The organism is Alkalihalobacterium sp. APHAB7, assembly GCF_048323755.1.
GTDB lineage: Bacteria > Bacillota > Bacilli > Bacillales > Bacillaceae_F > Alkalihalobacterium.
Window position 1 is genome coordinate 281,950 of the sequence record NZ_JBLWFS010000003.1, and the last position, 23,964, is coordinate 305,913.

General features: G+C 37.0%; 26 protein-coding genes. 23 read left to right on the plus strand and 3 right to left on the minus strand.

From position 1 onward, the window contains the following. Positions 1-19: 19 nt before the first annotated feature. From miaA to glnA, 7 genes are all read left to right on the plus strand, one after another. Positions 20-967 carry a tRNA (adenosine(37)-N6)-dimethylallyltransferase MiaA gene (gene miaA, locus ACNSTQ_RS05430; protein WP_418198821.1) on the plus strand — a complete coding sequence of 316 codons (948 nt, stop codon included), beginning with the start codon at positions 20-22 and terminating at the stop codon, positions 965-967. A 25-nt stretch (positions 968-992) separates the two neighbouring features. Continuing rightward, on the plus strand, positions 993-1,232 hold the full coding sequence (hfq, locus tag ACNSTQ_RS05435) for an RNA chaperone Hfq (protein ID WP_075386030.1): 240 nt from the start codon (positions 993-995) through the stop codon (positions 1,230-1,232). 216 nt (positions 1,233-1,448) lie between these two features. Beyond that, positions 1,449-2,411, plus strand: a complete 963-nt coding sequence (gene spoVK, locus ACNSTQ_RS05440; RefSeq protein ID WP_418198822.1) for a stage V sporulation protein K — start codon at positions 1,449-1,451, stop codon at positions 2,409-2,411. Between the two features lie 66 nt (positions 2,412-2,477). Next, positions 2,478-3,749 (plus strand): GTPase HflX, encoded by a 1,272-nt coding sequence (hflX, locus tag ACNSTQ_RS05445; RefSeq protein WP_418198823.1) that lies wholly within the window; start codon positions 2,478-2,480, stop codon positions 3,747-3,749. 17 nt (positions 3,750-3,766) lie between these two features. Beyond that, entirely contained in the window at positions 3,767-5,035 is a 1,269-nt protein-coding gene (locus ACNSTQ_RS05450) for an aminotransferase class I/II-fold pyridoxal phosphate-dependent enzyme (protein ID WP_418198824.1), read from the plus strand. A gap of 232 nt (positions 5,036-5,267) precedes the next feature. After that, positions 5,268-5,663 (plus strand): MerR family transcriptional regulator, encoded by a 396-nt coding sequence (locus tag ACNSTQ_RS05455; protein WP_418198825.1) that lies wholly within the window; start codon positions 5,268-5,270, stop codon positions 5,661-5,663. 42 nt (positions 5,664-5,705) lie between these two features. Further along, on the plus strand, positions 5,706-7,055 hold the full coding sequence (gene glnA / locus ACNSTQ_RS05460; RefSeq protein ID WP_418198826.1) for a type I glutamate--ammonia ligase: 1,350 nt from the start codon (positions 5,706-5,708) through the stop codon (positions 7,053-7,055). 216 nt (positions 7,056-7,271) lie between these two features. Here glnA and lexA read toward each other — a convergent pair whose 3' ends face one another. After that, positions 7,272-7,898, minus strand: coding sequence for a transcriptional repressor LexA (gene lexA, locus ACNSTQ_RS05465; RefSeq protein WP_418198827.1), 627 nt, complete (start codon positions 7,896-7,898; stop codon positions 7,272-7,274). A gap of 152 nt (positions 7,899-8,050) precedes the next feature. Between lexA and ACNSTQ_RS05470 the strand changes: the two genes are divergently transcribed. From ACNSTQ_RS05470 to ACNSTQ_RS05505, 8 genes are all read left to right on the plus strand, one after another. Then, positions 8,051-8,344, plus strand: a complete 294-nt coding sequence (locus tag ACNSTQ_RS05470; RefSeq protein ID WP_418198828.1) for a LysM peptidoglycan-binding domain-containing protein — start codon at positions 8,051-8,053, stop codon at positions 8,342-8,344. 4 nt (positions 8,345-8,348) lie between these two features. Continuing rightward, a complete protein-coding gene (locus ACNSTQ_RS05475) occupies positions 8,349-9,002 on the plus strand; it encodes a recombinase family protein (RefSeq protein ID WP_418198829.1) in 654 nt (217 codons plus the stop codon). A gap of 60 nt (positions 9,003-9,062) precedes the next feature. Then, positions 9,063-9,302: a DUF896 domain-containing protein gene (locus ACNSTQ_RS05480; RefSeq protein WP_418198830.1), complete on the plus strand. Its 240-nt coding sequence runs from the start codon at positions 9,063-9,065 to the stop codon at positions 9,300-9,302. Positions 9,303-9,441: 139 nt separating this feature from the next. Then, positions 9,442-11,439, plus strand: a complete 1,998-nt coding sequence (gene tkt / locus ACNSTQ_RS05485) for a transketolase (protein ID WP_418198831.1) — start codon at positions 9,442-9,444, stop codon at positions 11,437-11,439. A gap of 246 nt (positions 11,440-11,685) precedes the next feature. Continuing rightward, positions 11,686-12,126 carry a sporulation inhibitor of replication protein SirA gene (gene sirA, locus ACNSTQ_RS05490; protein WP_418198832.1) on the plus strand — a complete coding sequence of 147 codons (441 nt, stop codon included), beginning with the start codon at positions 11,686-11,688 and terminating at the stop codon, positions 12,124-12,126. Positions 12,127-12,246: 120 nt separating this feature from the next. Then, positions 12,247-12,462: a YneF family protein gene (locus ACNSTQ_RS05495; RefSeq protein ID WP_275117496.1), complete on the plus strand. Its 216-nt coding sequence runs from the start codon at positions 12,247-12,249 to the stop codon at positions 12,460-12,462. 356 nt (positions 12,463-12,818) lie between these two features. Next, positions 12,819-14,582, plus strand: a complete 1,764-nt coding sequence (locus ACNSTQ_RS05500; RefSeq protein WP_418198833.1) for an ABC transporter transmembrane domain-containing protein — start codon at positions 12,819-12,821, stop codon at positions 14,580-14,582. After that, positions 14,572-16,362, plus strand: coding sequence for an ABC transporter ATP-binding protein (locus ACNSTQ_RS05505; protein WP_275117494.1), 1,791 nt, complete (start codon positions 14,572-14,574; stop codon positions 16,360-16,362). Before ACNSTQ_RS05500 ends, ACNSTQ_RS05505 begins: the two co-directional genes overlap by 11 nt. A gap of 34 nt (positions 16,363-16,396) precedes the next feature. On the opposite strand, the gene ACNSTQ_RS05510 is transcribed toward ACNSTQ_RS05505, so the two are convergent. Continuing rightward, on the minus strand, positions 16,397-16,582 hold the full coding sequence (locus ACNSTQ_RS05510; protein WP_418198834.1) for a Spo0E family sporulation regulatory protein-aspartic acid phosphatase: 186 nt from the start codon (positions 16,580-16,582) through the stop codon (positions 16,397-16,399). Between the two features lie 187 nt (positions 16,583-16,769). Between ACNSTQ_RS05510 and ACNSTQ_RS05515 the strand changes: the two genes are divergently transcribed. The 7 genes from ACNSTQ_RS05515 to ACNSTQ_RS05545 all read left to right on the plus strand — a co-directional run bounded on the left by ACNSTQ_RS05515 (position 16,770) and on the right by ACNSTQ_RS05545 (position 22,671). Then, on the plus strand, positions 16,770-17,093 hold the full coding sequence (locus ACNSTQ_RS05515) for a metal-sensing transcriptional repressor (protein WP_418198835.1): 324 nt from the start codon (positions 16,770-16,772) through the stop codon (positions 17,091-17,093). Between the two features lie 13 nt (positions 17,094-17,106). Continuing rightward, positions 17,107-19,494 (plus strand): heavy metal translocating P-type ATPase, encoded by a 2,388-nt coding sequence (locus tag ACNSTQ_RS05520; RefSeq protein WP_418198836.1) that lies wholly within the window; start codon positions 17,107-17,109, stop codon positions 19,492-19,494. A 31-nt stretch (positions 19,495-19,525) separates the two neighbouring features. Further along, complete coding sequence (copZ, locus tag ACNSTQ_RS05525; protein WP_418198837.1) at positions 19,526-19,732, plus strand: copper chaperone CopZ; 207 nt, start codon at positions 19,526-19,528, stop codon at positions 19,730-19,732. 195 nt (positions 19,733-19,927) lie between these two features. Continuing rightward, complete coding sequence (locus ACNSTQ_RS05530) at positions 19,928-20,935, plus strand: F510_1955 family glycosylhydrolase (protein WP_418198838.1); 1,008 nt, start codon at positions 19,928-19,930, stop codon at positions 20,933-20,935. A gap of 24 nt (positions 20,936-20,959) precedes the next feature. Further along, positions 20,960-21,490 (plus strand): TlpA family protein disulfide reductase, encoded by a 531-nt coding sequence (locus ACNSTQ_RS05535; protein WP_418198854.1) that lies wholly within the window; start codon positions 20,960-20,962, stop codon positions 21,488-21,490. A gap of 1 nt (position 21,491) precedes the next feature. Then, the gene (locus ACNSTQ_RS05540; RefSeq protein ID WP_418198839.1) at positions 21,492-22,112 is read left to right on the plus strand and encodes a hypothetical protein; all 621 of its coding nucleotides are present in this window, start codon (positions 21,492-21,494) and stop codon (positions 22,110-22,112) included. A gap of 55 nt (positions 22,113-22,167) precedes the next feature. Continuing rightward, positions 22,168-22,671 carry a CcdC family protein gene (locus tag ACNSTQ_RS05545; protein WP_418198840.1) on the plus strand — a complete coding sequence of 168 codons (504 nt, stop codon included), beginning with the start codon at positions 22,168-22,170 and terminating at the stop codon, positions 22,669-22,671. Between the two features lie 108 nt (positions 22,672-22,779). Here the strand turns inward: ACNSTQ_RS05545 and ACNSTQ_RS05550 are convergent, their stop codons facing one another. Beyond that, the gene (locus ACNSTQ_RS05550; protein WP_418198841.1) at positions 22,780-23,205 is read right to left on the minus strand and encodes a DUF2621 domain-containing protein; all 426 of its coding nucleotides are present in this window, start codon (positions 23,203-23,205) and stop codon (positions 22,780-22,782) included. A gap of 118 nt (positions 23,206-23,323) precedes the next feature. Here ACNSTQ_RS05550 and ACNSTQ_RS05555 point away from each other — a divergent pair, with 118 nt between their 5' ends. Continuing rightward, complete coding sequence (locus tag ACNSTQ_RS05555) at positions 23,324-23,743, plus strand: hypothetical protein (protein WP_418198842.1); 420 nt, start codon at positions 23,324-23,326, stop codon at positions 23,741-23,743. Positions 23,744-23,964 lie beyond the last annotated feature (221 nt).

Consider the following 23,964-nt stretch of genomic DNA (forward strand, 5'->3'; position numbering starts at 1 on the left):
GATACAAAAGGGTGTTGTCATGAAGGAGAAACTTGTTGTTATAGTTGGCCCTACAGCGGTTGGTAAAACCAAGATGGGCATAGAGTTAGCCAAACGTTTCAATGGGGAGATTATTAGTGGTGACTCCATGCAAATTTATAAAGAGATGGATATTGGTACAGCAAAAGTAAAGATAGAAGAAATGGATGGAATACCCCATCACTTGCTAGACATCAAGGAGCCGACAGAACCTTTTTCTGTTGCTGAATTTAAAGATCTCGTTCAGCCACTGATAAAATCGTTAAATGCGCAAGGGAAATTACCATTTATCGTTGGTGGAACCGGTTTATATATAAACTCAGTCATACAGGATTTTAATTTTGCTGATACATCTACTGATTTGCAGTTTCGAGAAGAAATGGAGAAGTTTGTAGAAGAGCATGGTGTTGAACAACTTCATCAGCAATTAAAGGATGTGGATTCTGTCAGTTATACTTCCATTCACCCGAATAATTATAGAAGAGTTATTCGAGCGTTAGAAGTGTTGAAGCTTACAGGGAAAACATTATCTGAATATCAACAATCTCAAACGCAAGAGTCGCCATATGACTATGTCTTTATTGGCTTAACGATGGACCGGGATGTATTATATGAGCGTATAAACGATCGTGTCGATCTGATGATTGAATATGGTCTAATTGAAGAGGCGAAACGATTGTATGATCTTGGGGTTCGAGAATGTCAATCTGTACAAGCGATTGGGTATAAAGAAATTTATGAATACATAGAAGGAAGAGTGAGTAAGGAAGAAGCGATCGAAATCCTTAAACGAAACTCAAGACGTTATGCGAAAAGACAATACACATGGTTTCGAAATAAAGCAGATGTTCACTGGTTTGACATGACAAATGCAAACTTTAATAAAAAGATTATAGAAATTAAACATTTTATAGAAGGAAAGCTTTATAATCATAGCGAAATAAAATAACAGTACATAGAAGGGGGACTTATAAATGAAGCAATCCGTTAACATTCAAGACCAATTCCTAAATCAACTACGCAAGGATAATATCGCAGTTACTGTTTTCTTGTTAAATGGTTTCCAGTTACGTGGATTAATTAAAGCGTTTGATAATTTCACAATTATCCTAGAGAGTGAAGGAAAACAGCAACTTGTTTATAAACATGCAATTTCTACTTTTGCTCCACAGCGTAATGTTCAAGTGAATATTGATCCAGAACAACAATCGTAACGATTGGAATTGGTGAGGGTTACTCGTGAGTGTTAAGACCTTGGGATACTAAGATGCATATCTTAGTAAAGGTATTGCGCACTTCGGAGTGACCCTCTTTTTCTTGTCTTCCTCTTTTCTAATTTCATTTGTTAAAAAATCTTAATAGGCATTTGTCACAAAAATTAGGCATTTGCGTATAGTATTGTAACCGATTGTAAACAGAGGGGTGAAACAATGAAAAATACAACAGTTACCCGCTCGAAAGGACAAATTAATGTTGTCCTGAACCGTGAAAATAAGCGAGATAAGGATAGTTTATATCGAATAGAACAACCTTTTGGAAATACATTGGCCCAAAAACATGAAGTACTAGAGCGTATGGAAAAAGAACTGTCTTCATTAGTTGGATTAAACGATGTAAAACGATTGTTAAAAGAAGTATATGCATGGCTTTACATCAATAATTGTCGGAAAGAAAATGGATTAAAAAGTTCAAAACAGTCCTTGCACATGATTTTTAAAGGAAATCCGGGAACGGGAAAGACGACAGTAGCTCGCCTGCTCGCCAAATTGTTTCATGAAATGGAAGTACTTTCAAAGGGGCATCTGATTGAAGTTGAGAGAGCTGATTTAGTAGGTGAATATATTGGACATACCGCGCAGAAGACGAGAGAAGTACTAAAGAAAGCGCTAGGCGGGGTCCTGTTTATAGATGAAGCATATTCATTGGCTCGCGGTGGAGAAAAAGATTTTGGAAAAGAGGCCATTGATACGTTGGTTAAAGCAATGGAAGATCAGCAACATGACTTTATTTTAATTTTAGCAGGATACGGTAGAGAAATGGATTATTTCCTATCCCTAAATCCTGGATTGCCATCGCGTTTCCCAATAACGATTCCTTTTGAAGATTATACAACCAATGAATTAATGGAAATTAGCGAAATCATGCTAGCAGAAAGAGAGTATCAGCTATCGAGGCAAGGCGAACAAAAAATTCGAGAGTATTTACGAAAAATTAAAGGAGAACAAGGAAAAACGTTTAGTAATGGCCGGTTTGTGAGAAACTTAATTGAGCAAGCAATTCGTACTCAAGCTGTTCGTCTTCTTGTTGAGGAAAAGTACGACAGGCAATCTCTATCTACTCTTCAAGCAGAGGACTTCGACTTTGAGAAGTCTAGAGTTCAACCGTTTTCTTGACATTTAGTGGACGTATGTGTAATATCTTCAAGACGGAATTAGATAATCAAAGGTTGTGAGTTCATAGTGCAAGAAGTTAGAAATGAATCAAAAGAACGCGTTATTTTAGCAGGTTGTCAAACGAAAGATAGAACTGACGACCACTTCTTATATTCTATGGAAGAGCTTAAATCATTAACGGCAACGGCTAATGGTGAAGTTGTTGCTACGATTGATCAAAAGAAAGTTTCAATTGATTCGGCGACCTATTTAGGGCGTGGAAAAATAGAAGAGCTTTCCTTACTAATAGAAGAGAAAGAACCAGATATAGTGATTTTTAATGATGAGTTATCTGCTGGTCAAATTCGAAATATATCTTCTGTTTTTGGAGATAGTGTACGTGTAATAGATCGTACGCAACTCATCTTAGATATATTCGCGCAACGAGCGCAATCAAGGGAGGGTAAGCTCCAAGTAGAGCTTGCCCAATTGAATTATCTTCTACCCCGTCTTATGGGACGAGGTTTAGCTTTATCTCGTTTAGGTGGTGGAATAGGAACGCGTGGTCCCGGGGAAACCCAGTTGGAAACCGATCGAAGGCATATCCGCCGACGTATGGACGAAATAAAACAGCAATTATCAACGATTGTTCAACATCGAAAACAGTATCGAGAGCGCCGAAAAGAAAACCAAGTGTTACAAATCGCCTTAGTAGGTTATACGAATGCAGGGAAATCTACGATTCTTAATCGTTTAACTGCGGCAGACACATTTGAACAAAATTTATTGTTTGCGACTTTAGATCCGACGACGAGAAAATTAAAGTTACCAAGTGGAATGAACGTTTTATTGTCCGATACGGTAGGGTTTATTCAAGACCTTCCAACGACATTAATTGCTGCCTTCCGTTCGACGTTAGAGGAAGTTCAAGAGGCAGATCTGATTTTACATATTATTGATGCCTCACATGAGAATTTTAGTGAACACGAGAAGACAGTTTTAAAGTTATTAGAGGATCTTGATGTAAATGAAATACCCATGTTAACCGTCTATAATAAAGCGGATCTAATTCTGGATAAAGATGATATTTTTGTTCATTCATCAGAACTGTTAATCTCAGCAAAAGATGAAAAGCACCTAAGAAAGCTACAAGATAAGATTGAAGAAATGCTCAAACAAGAAATGGTCTTTTATAAAGCAAAGGTTCATTCCGATCAAGGGAAATTGCTAGCTAGAATTAAAACGGAAACAATTCTTTTAAATCAAAGTTGGGATGAAGAAACAGAAACGTATGATTGTGAGGGGTTTGTTCATCCAAATCACTCACTGGCCCATCAATTAAACCAAACAGAGCGTTAAATAGTAGGGAGAATAGTATGTACGAACAGTTTTTATATGGACAACAATTACAACCAATAGTGGAACGAACAGAGCAGAAACTAACAGAACAATTTCGTGAAATTGAACGAGTAACAGAAACAAACCAGCTTCGAGTTTTACAAGCCTTTCAAAAATTTCAGGTCGGAGATTTTCATTTTACACCTTCGACTGGTTATGGTTATGACGATTCAGGAAGAGATACATTAGAGGCGATTTATGCTGATGTATTTGGGGCTGAAGCTGGGTTAGTCCGCCCGCAAATTATTTCAGGTACGCATGCGATCGCAACGGCATTATTTGGTGTCCTTCGTCCTGGAGATGAATTAGTTTATATTACAGGTAAACCATATGATACATTAGAAGAAGTGGTAGGTATTCGAGGAAACGGAAACGGTTCTTTAAGAGACTTTCAAGTGTCATATACTGCGATACCATTAACAGCTGAAGGAACAGTCGATTTTACAGCTGTACAACTAGCCATTACAGAAAAAACGAAAGTGATTGGAATCCAACGTTCTAAAGGTTATGATAACCGTCCTTCTTTCACAATTGATCAAATTGAAGAAATGATACGATTTGTAAAAGAAATAAAAAGTGATGTTATTGTTTTCGTGGATAATTGTTACGGTGAGTTTGTAGAATTGAAAGAACCGTGCCATGTCGGAGCCGACTTAATAGCTGGTTCTCTCATCAAAAATCCAGGTGGCGGTATAGTAAAAACAGGCGGCTATTTAGTAGGGAAAAAAGAGTTAGTAGAGTTAGCTTCCTATCGATTAGCAGCACCGGGTATTGGGGCGGAAGGCGGAGCCTCTTTATACAGCTTGCTTGAAATGTACCAAGGTTTCTTTTTAGCGCCTCATACCGTGGCACAGGCGTTGAAGGGTGCTCACTTTACAGCTGCATTTCTTGAAGAATTAGGAATGAATACACAGCCGGCGTGGCACCAAAAAAGAACGGACCTCATACAATCTGTACAATTTGATGACCGTGATATAATGGTTGCATTCTGTCAGGCGATCCAACAGGCATCACCCATTAATTCTCATGTTGTTCCACACCCAAGTCCAATGCCAGGTTATGAGGATGACGTCATTATGGCAGCTGGGACCTTTATCCAGGGAGCAAGTATCGAGCTGTCAGCAGATGGTCCTTTGCGTCCACCTTATGTTGCTTATGTACAAGGGGGATTAACCTATTCGCATGTAAAAATTGCAGTTGTAAAGGCAGTAAATCATCTTATAGAAAAAAAACATTTGATACTTTAAAGGTAAAGCACTCAGAGGAGTGCTTTTTTTTCTGGAATATAAAAAAAGCAGTGTTAACTATACTGTTGATCTCCGTTGATTTAAAGCTCATCGTGAAAAGATGCTAAAGTTAGAAAAAGATCGAATAGAGTAATAATTTGAAAAAAATCGATGTTAACTTTCCTTACATCTATTGACACGATAGCTAACATCTATTATTCTAATAATAAGTTCTAGAGAAGGAGGTTGGGTTATGAGCGATCAAATTCGTCGTAATATGCCACTGTTTCCAATAAGTATTGTAAAACAGTTAACAGACTTATCAGCAAGACAGATTCGTTATTATGAAGAACATGAACTAATTCATCCAGTGAGAACAAATGGTAATCAACGTTTATTTTCATTCAATGATGTGGATAAGCTCTTAGAAATTAAGACATTAATCGAACAGGGTATTAACATTTCGGGAATTAAGAGAATCCTTGAGTTAAATGAAAAAGCGACTGAAATGACGACATTAGCTCAAGGAGAACCAGCTGAAATCTCTGATAAAGAACTGCGTAAACATTTGAAGAATGAACTGATAATGGCAGGTCGAAACGGGAAGGCTTCTATTATACAAGGGCAGTTATCTCGCTTCTTCCACTAAGATCAATTCTTTTAATATATTCTTGAAAGGGGAATACATAATATGGCTAAGTATACTAAAGAAGATATTCTAAAAGCAGCAAAAGAAGAAAATGTACGCTTTATTCGTTTACAATTTACTGATTTAATGGGGATTATTAAAAACGTAGAAATTCCTGTAAATCAACTTCCAAAAGCGTTAAGCAACCAAATGATGTTTGATGGATCATCAATCGAGGGGTTTGTTCGTATTGAAGAGTCTGATATGTATTTATATCCTGATCTTGATACTTGGGTAATCTTCCCTTGGACTTCAGAAAAAGGTAAAGTAGCACGTTTAATTTGTGATGTTTATCAACCAGGTAAGCCAGGTGAGGCACCAACTCCATTTGCAGGAGACCCTCGTGGTATTTTAAAACGTGTATTAAAAGAAGCAGAAGAGTTAGGTTATACATCATTTAACATCGGACCTGAACCAGAGTTCTTCCTTTTCAAAAATGATGAAAAAGGTGAGCCAACATTAGAATTAAATGATAAAGGTGGATATTTCGATTTAGCTCCTACAGACTTAGGAGAGAATTGCCGTCGCGATATCGTACTTGAGTTAGAAGAAATGGGCTTTGAAATTGAAGCATCTCACCATGAAGTAGCTCCAGGACAACACGAAATTGATTTCAAATATGCTGATGCAATTAAAGCGTGTGATGATATCCAAACATTTAAGCTTGTTGTAAAAACAATTGCTCGTAAGCATGGGTTACATGCGACGTTTATGCCAAAACCATTATTTGGTGTGAACGGATCAGGTATGCATTGTAACATGTCTTTATTTACTGCTGAAGGAAATGCTTTCTACGACGAGTCGACAGATTCTCAATTAAGTGAAACAGCTATGCAATTCCTAGCAGGTATATTAGATCATGCTGAAGGATTTACGGCTATTACAAATCCGCTTGTAAACTCATATAAGCGTTTAGTTCCAGGTTACGAAGCACCAGTATATGTTGCATGGTCAATGCGCAACCGTAGTCCATTAATCCGTATTCCAAACTCTCGTGGTTTAAGTACTCGTGTAGAAGTTCGTTCTCCAGACCCGGCGGCGAACCCTTACTTAGCAATGGCTGTTATGCTGGCTGCTGGACTTGATGGAATCAAGCGTAAGCTTACTCCACCAAAAGCAACTGACCGTAACATCTACATCATGAGTAAAGAAGAGCGTGAGGAAGAAGGAATTAAAGATCTTCCAGCCACTTTAAAAGAAGCAATGGATAAATTAGCTCAAGATGAAGTGTTAATCAAAGCTTTAGGTGAGCATGCGGTTGAGCACTTTATTGAAGCTAAAGAAATCGAGTGGGATATGTTCCGCACACAAGTTCACCCTTGGGAGCGCGAACAGTACCTATCATCATATTAAAACTTTCAACCCTTGGAGCTATATGCCTCAAGGGTTTTTTACCTTTGTAGAAAAGTTGCCGAAAAATTACCAACAAAAAAATAAAAATAAAGAAAAAATTTATTATTTGGTTTTATAAGAAAGTCATCATTGACACCAATGTAGAATTAATTTACCAAGTATGTACATATAAATATATAGAGCACAAAAAAATACCCCAGCATATGGGGGTACTTTTTAATGGATGGTTCGAAATACACCAATTACTTTTCCAAGGATCGTACAGTTTTTAAGAATAATCGGCTCCATCGTAGAATTTTCAGGTTGAAGACGTATATAGTCTTTTTCACGGAAGAAACGCTTAACTGTCGCTTCATCTTCTTCAGTCATAGCGACTATAATGTCACCATTGTTTGCTGTTTGCTGTTGACGAACGATAACCATATCCCCATCAAAAATCCCTGCTTCTATCATACTATCTCCATCAATGATAAGAACATAGACAGAATCGTTTGAGACTAATCGCTCAGGTAAAGGAATATATTCTTCCACGTTTTCGATCGCTGTAATAGGTTGTCCAGCTGTAACTTTTCCGATGACAGGGACAAAAGAGGTTCTTGTATCTATTCCCGGCTCAGCTTCAACTTGATCTTGGTCAATAACTTCAATTGCTCTTGGTTTTGTAGGGTCACGGCGAATAAGTCCTTTTTTTTCGAGGCGAGACAGATGACCGTGTACAGTAGAACTTGACGCTAGTCCTACAGCTTCGCCAATCTCTCGGACTGAAGGTGGATAACCTTTTTTTCGAACTTCAGTTTTGATATAATCTAAGATTTCTTGTTGTCTTTTTGACACTTTTGTCATCACTGACACCTCATTTATCCAATTAATCTTAAATAAAGTATATCATGTCAAAAAAAAGGATGCAAACATAAGTTCTAATTTTCTGTTGACACGAATAGGTGTTCTCATTTACAATAATAGACAAGAACATACATTCTTATGAGGTGATTTTGATGAAACTAGTAAATTTAAGTCGACAAGAGATATCTCTAGTAATCATATTTGTACTGTCTATCGTATTTTTTGCATTTATGTCAGTAGCTGGTGCTGAAAAACAAGGGTTAGCAGAGCCGGTTGAAGTAGTTGTTAAAGAGGGAGATACATTATGGGGGTTTGCTACTAGGTATGACCATCCATTTTCAATAGATGAGTTTATACAATGGGTGATCCAAATGAATGAGATGCAAGAGTCTAATTTAATTGCAGGACAAACATTAGTTATTCCAGTAGAAACAAACAGTAGGTGAATATATGGTAAAGGCAGTTATTTATTGTCGGGTAAGTACGAATAACGATGAACAAACATCATCTTTGAACAGACAAGTTGAGGAGTTGATGGATCTAGCCAATCGTCTTCAGTTTGAAGTGGTTCAAGTAGTAAAGGAACGATTAAGTGGCTATGAAACTGATAGAGAAGGGATCATTGAAGTATTAGAATTACTTAAAAACGGTGTAGACGTATTGCTCATTCAAGATGATACGAGGTTAGGAAGAGGAAATACAAAGACAGCTCTTCTTTATCAAATTAGAAAAATGAACAAAAAGATTTATACTCTTTCTAATTTAGGAAACGAACTTGAACCAACTGAAATGGATACGATTTTAATGGATATCATTGGAATTGTAGAGGAATACCAAAGAAAATTACATAACATGAAAATCAAAAGGGGTATTAAGAAAGCGATAAATAATGGATATCGTCCCCAAAACAATTTAACAAATCACCAATTGGGTGGGAGAAAGAGAAAAGAATTGCCGATCGATGAAATTATCAAGTTAAGAGATAAAGGACTTACTTTTACTGAGATTAGTAGTTTTTTAAATGGAATTGGGTATGAAACTTCAAAAGCAACAGTAAATCGCCGATATTTAGAGCATTTAGAAAAAGACACCAAAGTTGAATGATATTAGTTGTTCGTGTACATTAATAGAAGAAATGGATGAGTCTTCTAGGAGGAATAAAAAATGCTATCAAAAGAAAAAATTGCACGAATAAATGAATTAGCAAACCGAGCTAAAACTACAGGATTAACAGCAAATGAAGTTAAAGAACAAAAGGAATTGAGAGCCGAATATGTAAAATCATTTCGTGCATCGTTTAAGAACCAACTTCACTCGGTTAAAGTCGTGGATGAAAAAGGACAGGACGTCACTACTGAAAAGTTAAAAGACGCCCAAAAAAGAAATGGCGATATAAAACATTAATTGGATGATATTGCTTATTATCGTAAAAGCTAACTTTGATAGATAAAATTTACTTTGTTTTCTTGTTAAAACAAGAAAGAAAGTATATGATGAATGCGTATAGATACTATTAGATATAATAGAAAGGGTGACAAAAGGGATGACTTCTCACGTTGAAAAATTAGCAGTAAATACGATCCGAACATTATCGATCGATAGTATTGAAAAAGCAAATTCAGGACATCCGGGTATGCCAATGGGAGCAGCTCCAATGGCATTTTCATTATGGACAAAATACATGGCGCATAACCCTAGTAATCCAGACTGGTTTAACCGTGACCGCTTTGTTCTTTCAGCAGGGCATGGTTCGATGTTACTTTATAGCCTCTTACACTTAACAGGTTATGATTTATCGATCAAAGAATTACAAAACTTTAGACAGTGGGGGAGCAAGACTCCAGGCCACCCAGAGTTTGGTCATACGCCAGGTGTTGAAGCAACTACAGGTCCTTTAGGACAAGGTGTTGCAATGGCTGTAGGTTTCGCAATGGCAGAACGACATTTAGCTAGTACATATAATAAGGATAATTTTCAAATCGTTGACCACTATACGTATTCTATTTGTGGTGATGGTGACTTAATGGAAGGTGTTTCACAGGAGGCAGCTTCACTTGCAGGACATCTTAAACTAGGTCGTCTCGTGATTATGTATGATTCAAATGATATATCATTAGATGGCGATTTAAACATGGCCTTTTCTGAAAATGTAGCACAACGTTACGAGGCATACGGTTGGCAAGTCATTCGTGTGGAAGATGGGAATGACCTTGACGAGATTGGAAAAGCAATTGAGTCTGCAAAAGCTGATGATCGTCCGACATTAATAGAAGTGAAAACGACGATTGGCTATGGCTCTCCAAATAAATCAGGGAAGTCTGCATCACATGGTGCACCGCTTGGTTCAGATGAAGTTAAATTAACGAAGGAAACCTATGAGTGGACGTTTGAAAATGAGTTCCATATTCCTGAAGAAGTTGCTGAATACTATGCGAATGTAAAAGAAGCAGGTGCGAAGCAAGAAGCTGAGTGGAATGAGATGTTCTCGAAATATAAAGAGGCGTATCCTGAGCTTGCTGAACAATTAGAAATGGCTGTCAAAGGCGAACTTCCACAAGGGTGGGCTGATAATGCACCTGTTTATGAAGTAGGAAAAGGAGTGGCTACTCGTTCGGCTTCAGGAGATGCTATTAATGCATTTGCAGCTACAGTTCCACAATTAATTGGTGGTTCAGCAGACTTAGCTTCATCGAATAAAACAATGATGAAAAACACAGGAAATTTTAATCGTGAAGACTATAGTGGTCGTAACATTTGGTTTGGTGTCCGTGAGTTTGCGATGGGTGCAGCTGTAAATGGTATGGCTCTTCACGGCGGTGTTAAAGTATTCGGATCGACGTTCTTCGTTTTCTCGGATTACTTAAGACCAGCCATTCGCCTTTCTGCACTAATGAAGTTGCCGGTAATTTATGTATTTACACATGACAGTATTGCGGTTGGTGAAGATGGACCGACACATGAGCCTGTGGAGCAACTAGCTTCATTACGTGCTATGCCTGATATTTCAATTATTCGTCCTGCGGATGGACATGAGACTGTCTCAGCATGGCGCTTGGCTTTAGAAAGTAAAGATCAGCCAACAATTCTCGTATTATCACGTCAAAATTTAACTACGCTTGAAACAACACAAGAACATTCTTATGAAGGTGTGAAAAAGGGTGCTTATGTCGTTTCAAAAGCGATCGGACAAGCTAGTGCGCTATTACTAGCAAGTGGGTCCGAGGTGACATTAGCGGTAGAGGCTCAAAAAGTGTTAGAAAAAGAAGGCATCTATACATCTGTTGTAAGTATGCCAAGCTGGGATCGTTTTGAGCAGCAGTCTGCTGAGTATAAAGAAAGTGTCATTCCGCGTGAAGTTAAGGTTCGATTAGGTATCGAAATGGGCTCTTCATTAGGTTGGAGTAAGTATGTAGGTGATCAAGGTGATGTGATTGCCATTGACCGTTTCGGTGCATCTGCTCCTGGTGAGAAAATCATGGAAGAATACGGATTTACAGTTGAGAATGTCGTTGCACGTGTTAAAGCAATGCTTCAAAAATAATAATTCAATTACTGTACAGAAGGACTGACTGCATAGGTCAGTCTTTTCTGCGTACTCGGTCCTTAGTAGATGCATAAACGAAACAAGCTCTTTTAACTTAAGTTAGTTTTCGTCTTCATGAAATTTTTTGTTCCCGCACAAGTATTTCTAAACAATCGACAAAATTAGAAGGTATGTTCTCCATTAAAGTGACAACAATTTTTCTCCGACTATATTATACTTGTCAAAAATGGTGGGGGGAATATGATGCGAAAATATGATATCTACCTAATTAACGAAGAAGTGGCTCAACATTATTTTGGACAAGAGTCTAAACTTTTTCACTTATTCTTAGATGAGACAAGAGCGTTAGATGATACTAAAGATATTATTAAGAAACAAATTGAATATATTTCAAGTCCGATATCTGTTATTGAACTACAACAAAAATTACTCCAATCCTTTAAACATCGTACGGATTATTTCTTTTTTGACCATGCCCATCGTATTCATTTGACTGAACCATATAGTAAAGCACAGTTGTTTATCTTCCCAAATTATATACATATGGTTAGTGACGGATCGTTTGAAGCGGAAACCATGTTTTTTGAAGTGATGAGGAAAATAAGCCCGTCATTTTTTGCACTCGATGTTTCAACTTATCGGTACGGTTGGTTAAACCCAATTAAACAAGTAAAGCTTGTATAAAGATTTTTTCATTTGACCTTTTATTCACTGGTTGGTTACGTTATAATAAGTAAGATTGTAGTAGTCATTCTATAATAATTTGATGAAAATGTTTTTCAACAAGAAGGAGGAAGCCGTTTTATGTGGATTAATATCCTAGTAGGTACATTGTGCCTTATTGGTGGAGTTGCGATTGGCTTTTTTATTGCCCGTAAAACAATGATGAACTATTTAAAGAAAAACCCGCCAATTAACGAACAAATGTTACGCGTCATGATGATGCAGATGGGACAAAATCCGTCACAGAAGAAAATCAACCAGATGATGAAGGCGATGCAAAAGCAAACTGGCAAATAATTTTTGCTAGGACAGGCTTTTCAGCTATAGAGGGAAATTATAAATTATTAAAAGTACATGGAAAGGTTAATTCATGTCCATATTTATGGTTAATCTTTCATCTACTAAAAAACCACTATTTTCTGTTAGAAAAATTTGCAGAAGAAGGTGGTTTTTTGCTGTTACTGGAGCATTAAACGTATTGGAATTGATACAAGGGCAGAAAAATATATGCATAAATCTTTTTCCAAATATAAGGATAGACCTATAGCCAGATACGTAACGTTTTGTTAAAATTATTTTGTCGTTTCGATTTTCGAAAGATTTTTACTATTATTATATTAAAAAGCTATATAGAGACAGAAAAGAGGGGAATAATGAAGGTCTTTATTGATTTGTGGTGGTATTTTAAGAAAGAAAAACGCCGATATGGGTTTGGGATCCTAACTTTGATGGTCGTATCTTTCTTATCTCTATTACCTCCTTACATTGTTGGGGTTATCGTTGACCATATTGAACGAGGTACTCTTACAAAAGATATTATATTGCAGTGGGCATTGATTTTACTAGCAATTGGGGTTGCCACTTATATTTTTAGATATATTTGGAGAATTATGATTTTCGGTGCCTCTATTCGTCTTGCTAGATTGTTACGTAATCAACTGTATGAGCACTTTACCAATATGTCACGCAGGTTTTATCAGAAGCGTCGTACGGGAGATTTAATGGCACATTCAACGAATGATATTAAAGCGGTTGAACAAACGGCAGGTGCCGGTGTCCTTACTTTAGTTGATTCATTAACAATGGGTGGCTTTGTTATTATTACAATGGCTGCTACGATAAGTTGGAAGCTGACCTTAATTTGTCTGATCCCTATGCCTTTTATGGCGTTATCGACGAGCTATTACGGTTCATTACTGCATAAACGCTTTGCAGGAGCTCAAGCAGCATTCTCAGAACTTAACGATAAAGTTCAAGAAAGTATGACAGGAATCCGGGTAACGAAAGCATTTGGTCATGAAGACGCCGATGTGGAGTCTTTTAAGAAAAAGTCAAATCAAGTCGTCGAAAAAAATGTTGCCGTTGCAAGGGTAGATGCATTATTTGACCCGACGATTTCATTAATTGTAGGAATCTCGTATTTTCTTGCGGTTGTTTTTGGTGCGAGATATGTAATTGCTGATGAGATGACGATTGGTCAATTAACGAGCTTCACTATTTATTTAGGATTACTTATTTGGCCAATGCTGGCTTTCGGTTGGTTATTTAATATAGTCGAACGAGGAAGAGCTTCTTACGGTCGAGTATCGTCGATATTAAGTGAGAAGATTGAGATTAGTGACTCGGATGCGAAGCACAGTGAAATGCCAGAAGGAAATATTTCATATCATATTGACTCGTTTAATTATACTGAAGGTGAAAAGAATACATTAGAAAATATTCATTTTTCGATTCAGAAAGGGCAAACTCTTGGTATCGTAGGAAAGACTGGAAGTGGAAAAACAACACTTCTTAAGTTACTAATGCGTGAATTTGATGTAACTGACGGCGAAGTGCACATAGATCATCGTTCAGTGAAAGACTATGATTTTGATGCTTTACGAACAGCTATTGGATATGTGCCACAAGATCACTTTTTATTCTCAGCGACCATTGCTGATAATATTGCATTTGCTAAACCAACGGCTTCTATTCAAGAGATTATCGATGTGAGTAAACTAGCTTCTATACATGATGATATCGTTCGTTTTCCTGATGGTTATGAAACGATTGTTGGTGAACGCGGGGTTACTCTTTCAGGCGGTCAGAAGCAAAGAATATCGATTGCTAGAGCCCTTATTTTAGACCCTGAAATATTAATACTAGATGACTCTCTTTCAGCAGTTGATGCGAAAACGGAAGAACAAATCCTTCACGCGTTACGTTATGAGAGAAAGAATAAAACAACGATTATTACCGCGCATCGCTTGAGTGCGATTAAACATGCGGACTTAATTATTGTTTTAGATGAAGGGAAAATTATTGAGCAAGGAAATCACACGATATTAATGGAGCAAAATGGTTGGTATCGAAAAATGTATGAGCATCAACAACTCGAGTCTTTGGTGCAGCAAGGAGGGGACAATCATGCAACATAAAGATCGTGTTCTTAGTGCAAAAGAGCAACGTGCTGTTTTTAAAAGATTGCTAGCTTATACAAAACCACATATAAAAACGATGACATTTGCTTTTGTACTGTTAATCCTTGCGACAGGTGCCGATATTGTAGGTCCTATTCTTGTTAAGATTTTTATTGATGATTATTTAACACCGCGTGTATTTGAATTTAGAGCTTTAGTTATATTAGCAACTACGTATATCGTACTTCATTTAAGTGCTGTGATCTTAAATTATGTCCAATTGTTTACGTTTCAAAAAGTAGCTTTGAAGATTATTCAACAAATGCGAATTGATGTGTTCTCAAAAGTTCAGAAACTAGGACTCTCATTTTTCGACCGTACTCCAGCTGGAGGGTTAGTATCACGAATAACGAATGACTCTGAGTCGATTAAGGAACTATATGTAACGGTTTTAGCAACTTTTGTACAAAACTTTATATTCTTAATTGGAATATTTGTAGCGATGTTTTACCTCAATGCGCAATTGGCGTTTTTCTGTTTATTCTTATTACCTATCTTGTTTTTATTGATGCAAATGTATCGAAAGTTCAGTTCTCGCTTTTATGCGGATATGAGTGAAAAGCTGAGCCATTTAAATGCTAAGTTAAATGAGTCGATCCAAGGAATGTCGATCATTCAGTTATTTCGCCAAGAACGCCGGATGAGAAAAGAGTTTAAAGACATTAATGATCAGCATCAAAAAGCCTGGATGAAAAGCATGAAATTAGATGGACTTTTACTAAGGCCGGCTGTGGATTTTGTTTCAATTTTAGCGTTAATTTTAATTTTAAGTTTTTTCGGTATAACTTCATTAAATAGCCCGATCGAGATTGGGGTATTGTATGCTTTTGTCAATTATTTAGATCGCTTCTTTGAACCTGTTAATCAGATGATGATGCGCCTGTCTCTCTTTCAACAAGCGATCGTTTCTGCGGGGAGGGTATTTAAATTACTCGACCACGATGAACTTGCTCCAACTCAAGTAGGGGATCATTCAGCTAAGGTTACAAAAGGTGAGATTGAATTTAAAAACGTTACTTTTTCATATGATGGGAAAACCGATGTTTTAAAAAATATCTCATTTAAAGTAAATGAAGGTGAAACTCTAGCGCTTGTAGGTCATACCGGTAGTGGGAAAAGTTCAATCATAAATATTTTGATGAGGTTTTATGAGGTGAAAGAAGGCGAAATTTTAATTGATGGTCAGCCACTTCAGTCTTTCTCGGAAGCAGAGTTGCGCAATCGATTAGGTTTAGTTTTGCAAGATCCTTTTATGTATACAGGAGATATCAAATCGAACATCCGCCTGTATCATGAGCATATTACAGATGAACATGTAGAAGAAGCTGCAAAGTTTGTTCATGCTCATTCATTTATTGAAAATCTTCCAAACGGTTATGACACAGAAGTAGCAGAACGTGGATCCACATTATCAAGCGGGCAGCGTCAACTTCTATCATTTGCAAGAACGATGGCCATTCAACCAAAAATATTAATATTAGATGAAGCTACGGCTAGTGTTGATACTGAAACTGAAGAAGCCATACAAATTGCATTAGAAAAAATGCGAAAAGGAAGAACAACGATAGCAATTGCTCACAGACTTTCCACTATAAAGGATGCGGACCATATTATTGTTCTCCATCAGGGGGAAATTGTCGAGCAAGGTAATCATGAAGAATTGTTAAAGCAGTCAGGACTTTATCATAAGATGTATTTGTTACAACAAGGCGTTGAAAAAGAGGTTGGAATATCATAATAAAAAAGCCTTAACTCTTGAATTAGAATAGGAGTTAAGGCTTTTTTAATTCTGTTTCTCTCTCATTTGATTTTTGTAATTGGTCGTAAGAGTTTAATAGTCTATCAAGTTCTTGACTTTGCTGTACGGCAATTGGAGAACTTAATCCATACATTAGACCTACTGTAATCAATTTATTTCGTTGCTCTTCTATCGTTGCTAGTATAATATCTCTACACATGATGTTCTCCTTCGTATTTACATCTATTAAAAATTATACAAAAAACTGGATAAAAACTCAACTGATTGAAAGAAAATTACACAATTATCAATAAATGTTATATGAGAATAATATCAATTCAAATAAATTCACTCGACGATTGACGAATATACTGTACGGGGGTATAGTAGAGGAGTGAGGTGATCGTATGAAAAAAGAAATACCTTTAGAAGTTATAAATGAAGTACCATCATTTTCAGTGACCAAACGGAAAGAAGAAAAAGAAAAGCTTCAAAACCGCTTAAAGAGAATTGAGGGGCAAGTAAGAGGTATACAAAAGATGATTGATGAAGATCGTTATTGTGTAGATGTACTTGTTCAATTATCTGCTGTAAATGCAGCTCTAAAAAAAGTCGGATATACATTGTTAGAACAGCACACGAAAGGTTGTGTTGCCAATGCGATTAAATCGGGTGAAGAAGAACAAGCCTTAGATGAATTAATGAAAGTCATCCATCAATTTACAAAATAAAAGGCAGGTGATCATGATGGAAAAACGCGATATGAATATACCGATACAAGGTATGACATGCGCAGCTTGTTCGACGAGGATTGAAAAAGTCTTGAATAAGATGGAGGGTGTTGAAGCGTCTGTTAACCTCTCCTTAGAAAAAGCTTCTATCCAAATCGATCCTACTAAAAATACATCGAAAAACGTAGTTGAAAAGATTGATAAATTAGGCTTTTCAGTTTCAACCAAGAAAGTAGAATTAGACATTAAAGGAATGACATGTGCTGCTTGTTCGTCAAGAATTGAAAAAGTGGTTGGAAAAATGGAAGGGGTAAAAGAGGTTCAAGTAAATTTACCGTTAGAAAAAGGAACAGTCACTTTTTATGAAGGGTTGATAGAGCTTGAATCAATTACAGAGAAGATCCATAGGTTGGGATTTGAAGCAAAGTTACCAGTAGATGAGCGTCCAGAAGTAGATGAAAAGGAATTAGAAATTAGAAAACAACGAAATAAATTTATATTTGCTTTGATTTTCTCATTACCATTATTTATTACAATGATTGATCATTTTTACCCTGAGCGCATGTTATTGCCTCATTGGTTAATGAATGGATACTTACAATGGGTATTAGCAACGCCAGTACAATTTTATGCTGGATGGCAGTTTTATAAAGGGGCTTACAAAACGTTAAAAAACAAGAGTGCTAATATGGATGTTCTGGTTGCAATGGGGACATCAGCTGCTTATTTTTACTCTGTCTGGCTCGTTTTACAAGGAGAAGTCTACTTATTTTTTGAAACGAGTGCGGTTATAATTACTCTCATTCTTCTCGGTAAATTATTAGAAGCAAGAGCGAAAGGAAGAACGTCTGAGGCGATTAAGAAAATGCTTAGCCTCCAGGCAAAAAAAGCAACTGTCATTAGAAATGGAACAGAAATTGAAGTTCCAATTGAAAGAGTTGAACTAAACGACATCGTTGTTGTTAAACCTGGGGAGAAAATACCTGTAGATGGTACGATTGTAGAAGGATATTCCAGCATAGATGAGTCCATGCTTACGGGAGAAAGTATACCTGTTGATAAAAGTGTTGGTGACGATGTGATTGGTGCTACGATCAATTCACATGGCAGCTTTAAATTAAAAGCGACTAAAGTAGGGAAAGACTCAACACTGGCTCAAATTGTTAGAATAGTTGAGGAAGCACAAACATCGAAAGCACCGATCCAACGAATGGTAGATATTATTTCTGGTTATTTTGTTCCTACTGCGTTTGGAATAGCGGTCTTTTCATTTATTCTTTGGTACTTCTTCTTAGGAGCAAGTTTTGAGATCGCATTGATAAATTTTACAGCTGTATTAGTTATTGCGTGCCCATGTGCTTTAGGTTTGGCCACACCTACATCCATTATGGTAGGTACAGGAAAAGGGGCTGAATATGGTATTTTATTTAAAGGTGGAGAGCAATTAGAAACAGCTCATAAAATTAGCACAGTCGTTTTTGATAAGACAGGTACAATTACAAAAGGGGAACCAGCATTAACGGATCTTTTTGTGTATGAACATTCTCAAAAAGAAGATGTTTTGCAATGGATAGCAAGTTTAGAGCAAAATTCTGAGCATCCATTAGCTCGAGCGATTGTTAAAGGGGCTAAAGCTAAAGACCTTTCATTAATTCAGCCTGAACAATTTGAGGCTATACCTGGCAGAGGTATAAAAGGTGTAGTCGATCATTCAGATGTTTTAGTTGGAACTAGAAGACTCATGAATGATTATGGTATTGTAATCCAAGATGAGCATGAAGAAATGTTAAAAAAGCTGGAATTTGAAGGTAAAACAGCGATGCTAGCAGCAAAAGACGGTCAACTCGCAGCGATTGTAGCTGTTGCAGATGAAGTGAAAGAAACATCTAAGGAAGCAGTTCGCCAATTGAAAAGCATGGGCCTTAAAGTTGTTATGCTAACAGGAGATAATGAACGCACGGCTAATGCGATTGCTAAACAAGTGGGTATTGATATGGTTTTTGCTGAAGTTTTACCAGATGAAAAAGCAAAAAAAGTGGAAGAGTTGAAGAAACAAGGGCAGAAGGTTGTCATGATTGGTGACGGTATTAACGATGCGCCAGCACTTGCTGTTGCTGATATAGGAATGGCCATTGGAACAGGGACAGATGTAGCGATTGAGGCTTCTGATATTACGTTAATGCGGGGAGATTTATTAGCTGTTCCGCAAGCGATTAAAATGAGTCAATTAACGATGCGCAACATTAAACAAAATTTGTTCTGGGCATTTATTTACAATTCTATCGGTTTACCAATCGCTGCTGCAGGCTTATTAGCCCCTTGGGTGGCAGGAGCTGCGATGGCTTTTAGTTCAGTTTCAGTAGTTAGCAATGCTTTACGTTTAAAAAGGGTAAAGCTTTGATAATAAATTAAATGAAAGAGGAGATATGAAAATGATGAATGAAACAATTAAAGTAAATGGAATGACATGTGGACACTGCAAAGCTTCAGTAGAAGGAGCATTAACTAAAATTGCAGGTGTTGTGAGTGCAGAAGTTAGTTTAGAAAATAAAGAAGTAACGGTTGAATTCAATGAAGAGCAAGTAACAGTTGAGCAATTAAAAACTGAAATCGAAGACACTGGCTTCGATGTAGCTTAATAGTTTAGAGAAGGGAGCCAAATTCATAATTGTGCTCCCTTCATAGTTTTTTCATTATAAATTGATATAATTTATCGATATCGCCTTTTGAAGTCAAAAGTGTGGTTCTATTACTACTAGAGTAATATATACATATCTTGCTCACTATTATCGACCTATAAGCGGTAATAATCAAAAAGGAACGGAGTGTACAATATGAAAAAATATAATAAGAAAATGATCTTAGTGTCCGTTTTCATTTCAGGTGGATTACTTTTAACGGCGTGCGGACAAAATGAAACGCTTCCTGAGGCTGCACCTGATGCTGAAGCGGAAAATACGGTAGAGGAAGTTGAAGTTGAGGCTACAGAAGAAGTCGAGGTGGAAGAGGCAGATATCGTACGTGAACAAACAGCAGAGATAAGTCATACGCACGGCCTCGAATTAAATCCTTTGAAACCAGGTAGTTATTTAATTGCGACGCATCATGGTGTAGTGGAGTATGAAGGGCCGACTCAAGCTTATGTTCTTGGTGAAATGAGAGATGACTTTATGGGCTTCAGCCGCGTCGCGGATACCCAGTATCTCATGTCGAGCGGGCATCCTGGACATGGAAGTGATCTTCCTGACCCGCTAGGATTTATGTGGAGTGAAAATTCTGGTCAGACTTGGGAGTTCAGGAGCTTACTTGGAGAATATGATTTTCATGCGCTTACGGCGAGTTATCAAGACAATAACCATATTCTAGGTCATGCATTGGATTTCAAGAATAATTTTGAGTCATTTATTTTCAGAAGTACTGATCAGGGCTTTAATTGGGAGCGTGTAGAAACGAACGGGTTACCTCTAGATCAACACGCCGTTCATGACATGGCCTTTTCACCTGAAGATGATAAGATTGTATTTGCAGCTACTGCTAAAGGGTTATTTAGATCTGATGATAGTGGAGTTAATTGGTCAGAAGCAGCTGCAGGTAATATTAAGGGGCTTGCTGTACTTGGTAATAATGAAGTGTATTATTTTAACGGAAGTAATGAAGAACTTTACCGATGGACTGGAGAAAAAAGTGAAACTATTTCTCACCCAACTGAACATGGTGCCGTCAATTATATCGTCGTAAATGAAACGGGAAATCTCGTAATTACTACGGAACGTTCATCTTTACTGAAGCAAGAAAATAATGAAAACTGGAACGTCTTAATTGACAACGGCCAAGTAAAGTAAGAAAGGAATGGAACGTTGAAAAATATGTCTTTAGTATTAGTTGTTATGACTGTTGGATTTTTCATATGGTTTGGCAACTATCAAGAATCGTCAGCTACAAATGAGAACCATTTAGTATTACCGCAAGTAGGTTATAAAGCTCCTGCATTTTCACTTGAAAACTTCGAAGGGCGTATGATCGACTCAGAAGAGTTTGAAGGGAAACCTGTATTGCTTAATTTTTGGGCTTCTTGGTGTCCGCCGTGCCGAGTAGAAATGCCGCATTTTATCAGTGTATACGAGCAATTTTCAGATCAAGTGGATTTTGTCGGAATTAATATGGCCCATCAAGACCGTAATGAGGCTGCAATTGAATTTATTGCCCATTATGAAGTACCTTACGATAATTTAGTCGATTACGATGGGGGAGTTGCACGACAATTTCGGGTCACTGCTTTTCCAACAACTGTTGTCATTGATCATAAAGGTATTATTACTTACCGTCGGGTCGGTGGAATGACTGAAAGAGAATTGATGAATGTCATGCATTCAGTTCTTGAGGAAGGAAGTAATTAATATGTTTGATCCTTTAAATACATTACAACTTGGACCCGTTCAGCTGTCAGTGACGATGATTGCCTACATGATATGTGCCGCTACGTTTTATGGTATTTTAAGCTACTCACTAAAGAATACGGATTGGGAAATCAATCGGGAAAATATATTAAATCAAGTGTCAACCACAATTGTCATTTTTTTAGTGGTTTATAAATTTTGGCCATTTATTCTGGAACCTTCATTATTATCTAATTTGAGTAATCTAATTTATTATGCTGGAGGACCAGGAGCAATTGTTGGTGCGAGTATCGTAAGCTCAGCTTTCTTTATCGTCAGTTGGCTGAAGCAACGATGGGGCATTCACCTCATTGATCGAATAAGTATCGCTGCTTATAGCAGTTTAATTATATATTCGATCGTTCTTAAAGAAGTAGGGCAAAGTAATCCGCTTAATTTCGGCTGGAAGATTGACGGTGTTTATTTTCATCCGGTGAATGTATACCAAACTGTATTACTTGTTGTGTTTATTTTTTTTACACTGCAATGGACAAGGTTAAATGGAAAAGGAAAAACAACGATTGTTTTAATAATCGCTATAATTTTTACGAAAACCTTGCTTGTCCCATTTCAAATCAAGTAATATAGATTTGGATATGCTATAATTAAATTTATCGTTACAGAAAGGAGGCTGGCAAATGACCACATCAGTTTTACTCACAACCATTGGTGCAGCGATGATGGCGACATTGGCAATCATTATTCGCTTAAAAGCAACGAAAAAACCTGCATCAATAAAGAAGATTGTTTTACCTCCTTTATTCATGTCGACAGGATTTTTAATGTTTTTATATGAACCAACACGACCTGCACCACTGCAAGTTCTTGAAGCTCTTTCGGTGGGGATGCTTTTCTCCATATTATTAATAAAAACATCGAAATTTGAAATAAAAGACCAGGAAATATATTTGAAGCGTTCGAAAGCTTTTGTATTCATACTTGTTGGCCTGCTGGTCGCTCGTATATTATTTAAGATCATTATCGGAGATTCGATTAATGTTGAAGAGCTTAGTGGAATGTTCTTCTTGTTAGCTTACGGAATGATCATTCCGTGGCGAATTGCAATGTACTTATCATTTAGAAAAGTAGAGCAAGAACTAAAAAATAATAGTAAAGAAACACTAGTGCCCGCAGAAACATAATAAAAAGGATGGAATCGAAATTCCATCCTTTTTATTATTTACGCTATGTTTAAATTATACTGTTGATATCAGGTAATTGACAAAGTCTAGGACTCTTCAACAGGACTCTTATTTAAATAAAGCTTGATACGGTGCGACATCAATTTGTTTCTCATTTAATTTCTTTAATAAAAATTTATGATCTCGTTTAGGTGTGGCCATAATATAACCACGTACGACCAGCTCTTCTGTAATCACATCGGCTTTTTCCTCAACTGCTATCTCGCCAATTTTTCCGGCAATTTTTTGTCTAGCGACATCACGAAAAAGTTCTGGAACTGGAGATACAAGCTCTTCTAAAAGTTGTTTCATATCATCCGGCCACAAATGAATGGTTTCTTGAATATAATGATCCTGCCAATCTAAAATGGACATGCCATCTTCTTTTGGTAGTTTCTTTAGAAATTTCCTAAACATAAAATATCCACCAATAAACATGACGGTTACTAAAAAAATCGTCCAAAAAACGATAAACCACATAAACCAAGTAGACATATTAACACCTCAATACTTTCATCTAACCATTAAATATTAACATAATCGGGGACGAACATAAAATATATTTTACTCGTTCACTAATTTTCTATAAAATAGTACATTGAGGTGGTTATTCATGTTATTTGAAATTTTAATGTATGCACTCCATTTATTTATTTCGATTATCTTTTTTATCTTAATACCATTACCTGTCATCATCCACGTAACTGTAACTGAAGGTTCTGAACGGATTCATTTGATATTAAAGGTTTATAAAAAGATAATTATGATTGCTCATGGTGCGTTAATCGTAATGTTTGTAACAGGAGTTTTGATTCGATTTGACCTTTCCTTGTGGACAATCATTGTTGTAATCGTTTGGGTAATTATGGGGGCATATTTAGGGTTAACTGCAAAATTTGTGCGAGAGTCACTGGAAGCAGCGGATAATAAGAAGTTATTTGAGGAATCGGTAAATAAAGTAAAAATGTTTAGTACTTTACTTATGCTAGCGATTATCGCAATGTTTATTATCAAGTTTACTGATTTTCTATAAACAACACCCAAAAGCGCGAATAGCGCTTTTGGGTGTTGTTTAACCTAATGAAGGGGCAAGGTTTCCCTTGCCTCCTTTTTGTTCGCCCAGCATGGGCGAACTCTAACGGGTGAAAGTCCCGAGTACGACCTTGTAGCGGTAAGTACATAGCCAAAAGCAAGGGTGTCCATGGTGACGTGGAATCTGAAGGAAGCTCGAGGCAAACCTCCGGTCTGGCGAAC

Coding starts and splice junctions, on each gene's coding strand:
- miaA (WP_418198821.1), top strand. CDS start 20: ATGAAGGAGAAACTTGTTGTTATAGTTGGCCCTACAGCGGTTGGTAAA.
- ACNSTQ_RS05515 (WP_418198835.1), top strand. CDS start 16,770: ATGAAAAAAGAAATACCTTTAGAAGTTATAAATGAAGTACCATCATTT.
- tkt (WP_418198831.1), top strand. CDS start 9,442: ATGACTTCTCACGTTGAAAAATTAGCAGTAAATACGATCCGAACATTA.
- ACNSTQ_RS05455 (WP_418198825.1), top strand. CDS start 5,268: ATGAGCGATCAAATTCGTCGTAATATGCCACTGTTTCCAATAAGTATT.
- ACNSTQ_RS05470 (WP_418198828.1), top strand. CDS start 8,051: ATGAAACTAGTAAATTTAAGTCGACAAGAGATATCTCTAGTAATCATA.
- spoVK (WP_418198822.1), top strand. CDS start 1,449: ATGAAAAATACAACAGTTACCCGCTCGAAAGGACAAATTAATGTTGTC.
- ACNSTQ_RS05495 (WP_275117496.1), top strand. CDS start 12,247: ATGTGGATTAATATCCTAGTAGGTACATTGTGCCTTATTGGTGGAGTT.
- ACNSTQ_RS05505 (WP_275117494.1), top strand. CDS start 14,572: ATGCAACATAAAGATCGTGTTCTTAGTGCAAAAGAGCAACGTGCTGTT.
- ACNSTQ_RS05480 (WP_418198830.1), top strand. CDS start 9,063: ATGCTATCAAAAGAAAAAATTGCACGAATAAATGAATTAGCAAACCGA.
- ACNSTQ_RS05540 (WP_418198839.1), top strand. CDS start 21,492: ATGTTTGATCCTTTAAATACATTACAACTTGGACCCGTTCAGCTGTCA.
- ACNSTQ_RS05555 (WP_418198842.1), top strand. CDS start 23,324: ATGTTATTTGAAATTTTAATGTATGCACTCCATTTATTTATTTCGATT.
- hfq (WP_075386030.1), top strand. CDS start 993: ATGAAGCAATCCGTTAACATTCAAGACCAATTCCTAAATCAACTACGC.
- ACNSTQ_RS05535 (WP_418198854.1), top strand. CDS start 20,960: ATGTCTTTAGTATTAGTTGTTATGACTGTTGGATTTTTCATATGGTTT.
- glnA (WP_418198826.1), top strand. CDS start 5,706: ATGGCTAAGTATACTAAAGAAGATATTCTAAAAGCAGCAAAAGAAGAA.
- ACNSTQ_RS05520 (WP_418198836.1), top strand. CDS start 17,107: ATGATGGAAAAACGCGATATGAATATACCGATACAAGGTATGACATGC.
- ACNSTQ_RS05500 (WP_418198833.1), top strand. CDS start 12,819: ATGAAGGTCTTTATTGATTTGTGGTGGTATTTTAAGAAAGAAAAACGC.
- ACNSTQ_RS05545 (WP_418198840.1), top strand. CDS start 22,168: ATGACCACATCAGTTTTACTCACAACCATTGGTGCAGCGATGATGGCG.
- ACNSTQ_RS05550 (WP_418198841.1), bottom strand. CDS start 23,205: ATGTCTACTTGGTTTATGTGGTTTATCGTTTTTTGGACGATTTTTTTA.
- lexA (WP_418198827.1), bottom strand. CDS start 7,898: ATGACAAAAGTGTCAAAAAGACAACAAGAAATCTTAGATTATATCAAA.
- ACNSTQ_RS05510 (WP_418198834.1), bottom strand. CDS start 16,582: ATGTGTAGAGATATTATACTAGCAACGATAGAAGAGCAACGAAATAAA.
- copZ (WP_418198837.1), top strand. CDS start 19,526: ATGATGAATGAAACAATTAAAGTAAATGGAATGACATGTGGACACTGC.
- ACNSTQ_RS05475 (WP_418198829.1), top strand. CDS start 8,349: ATGGTAAAGGCAGTTATTTATTGTCGGGTAAGTACGAATAACGATGAA.
- ACNSTQ_RS05450 (WP_418198824.1), top strand. CDS start 3,767: ATGTACGAACAGTTTTTATATGGACAACAATTACAACCAATAGTGGAA.
- sirA (WP_418198832.1), top strand. CDS start 11,686: ATGCGAAAATATGATATCTACCTAATTAACGAAGAAGTGGCTCAACAT.
- ACNSTQ_RS05530 (WP_418198838.1), top strand. CDS start 19,928: ATGAAAAAATATAATAAGAAAATGATCTTAGTGTCCGTTTTCATTTCA.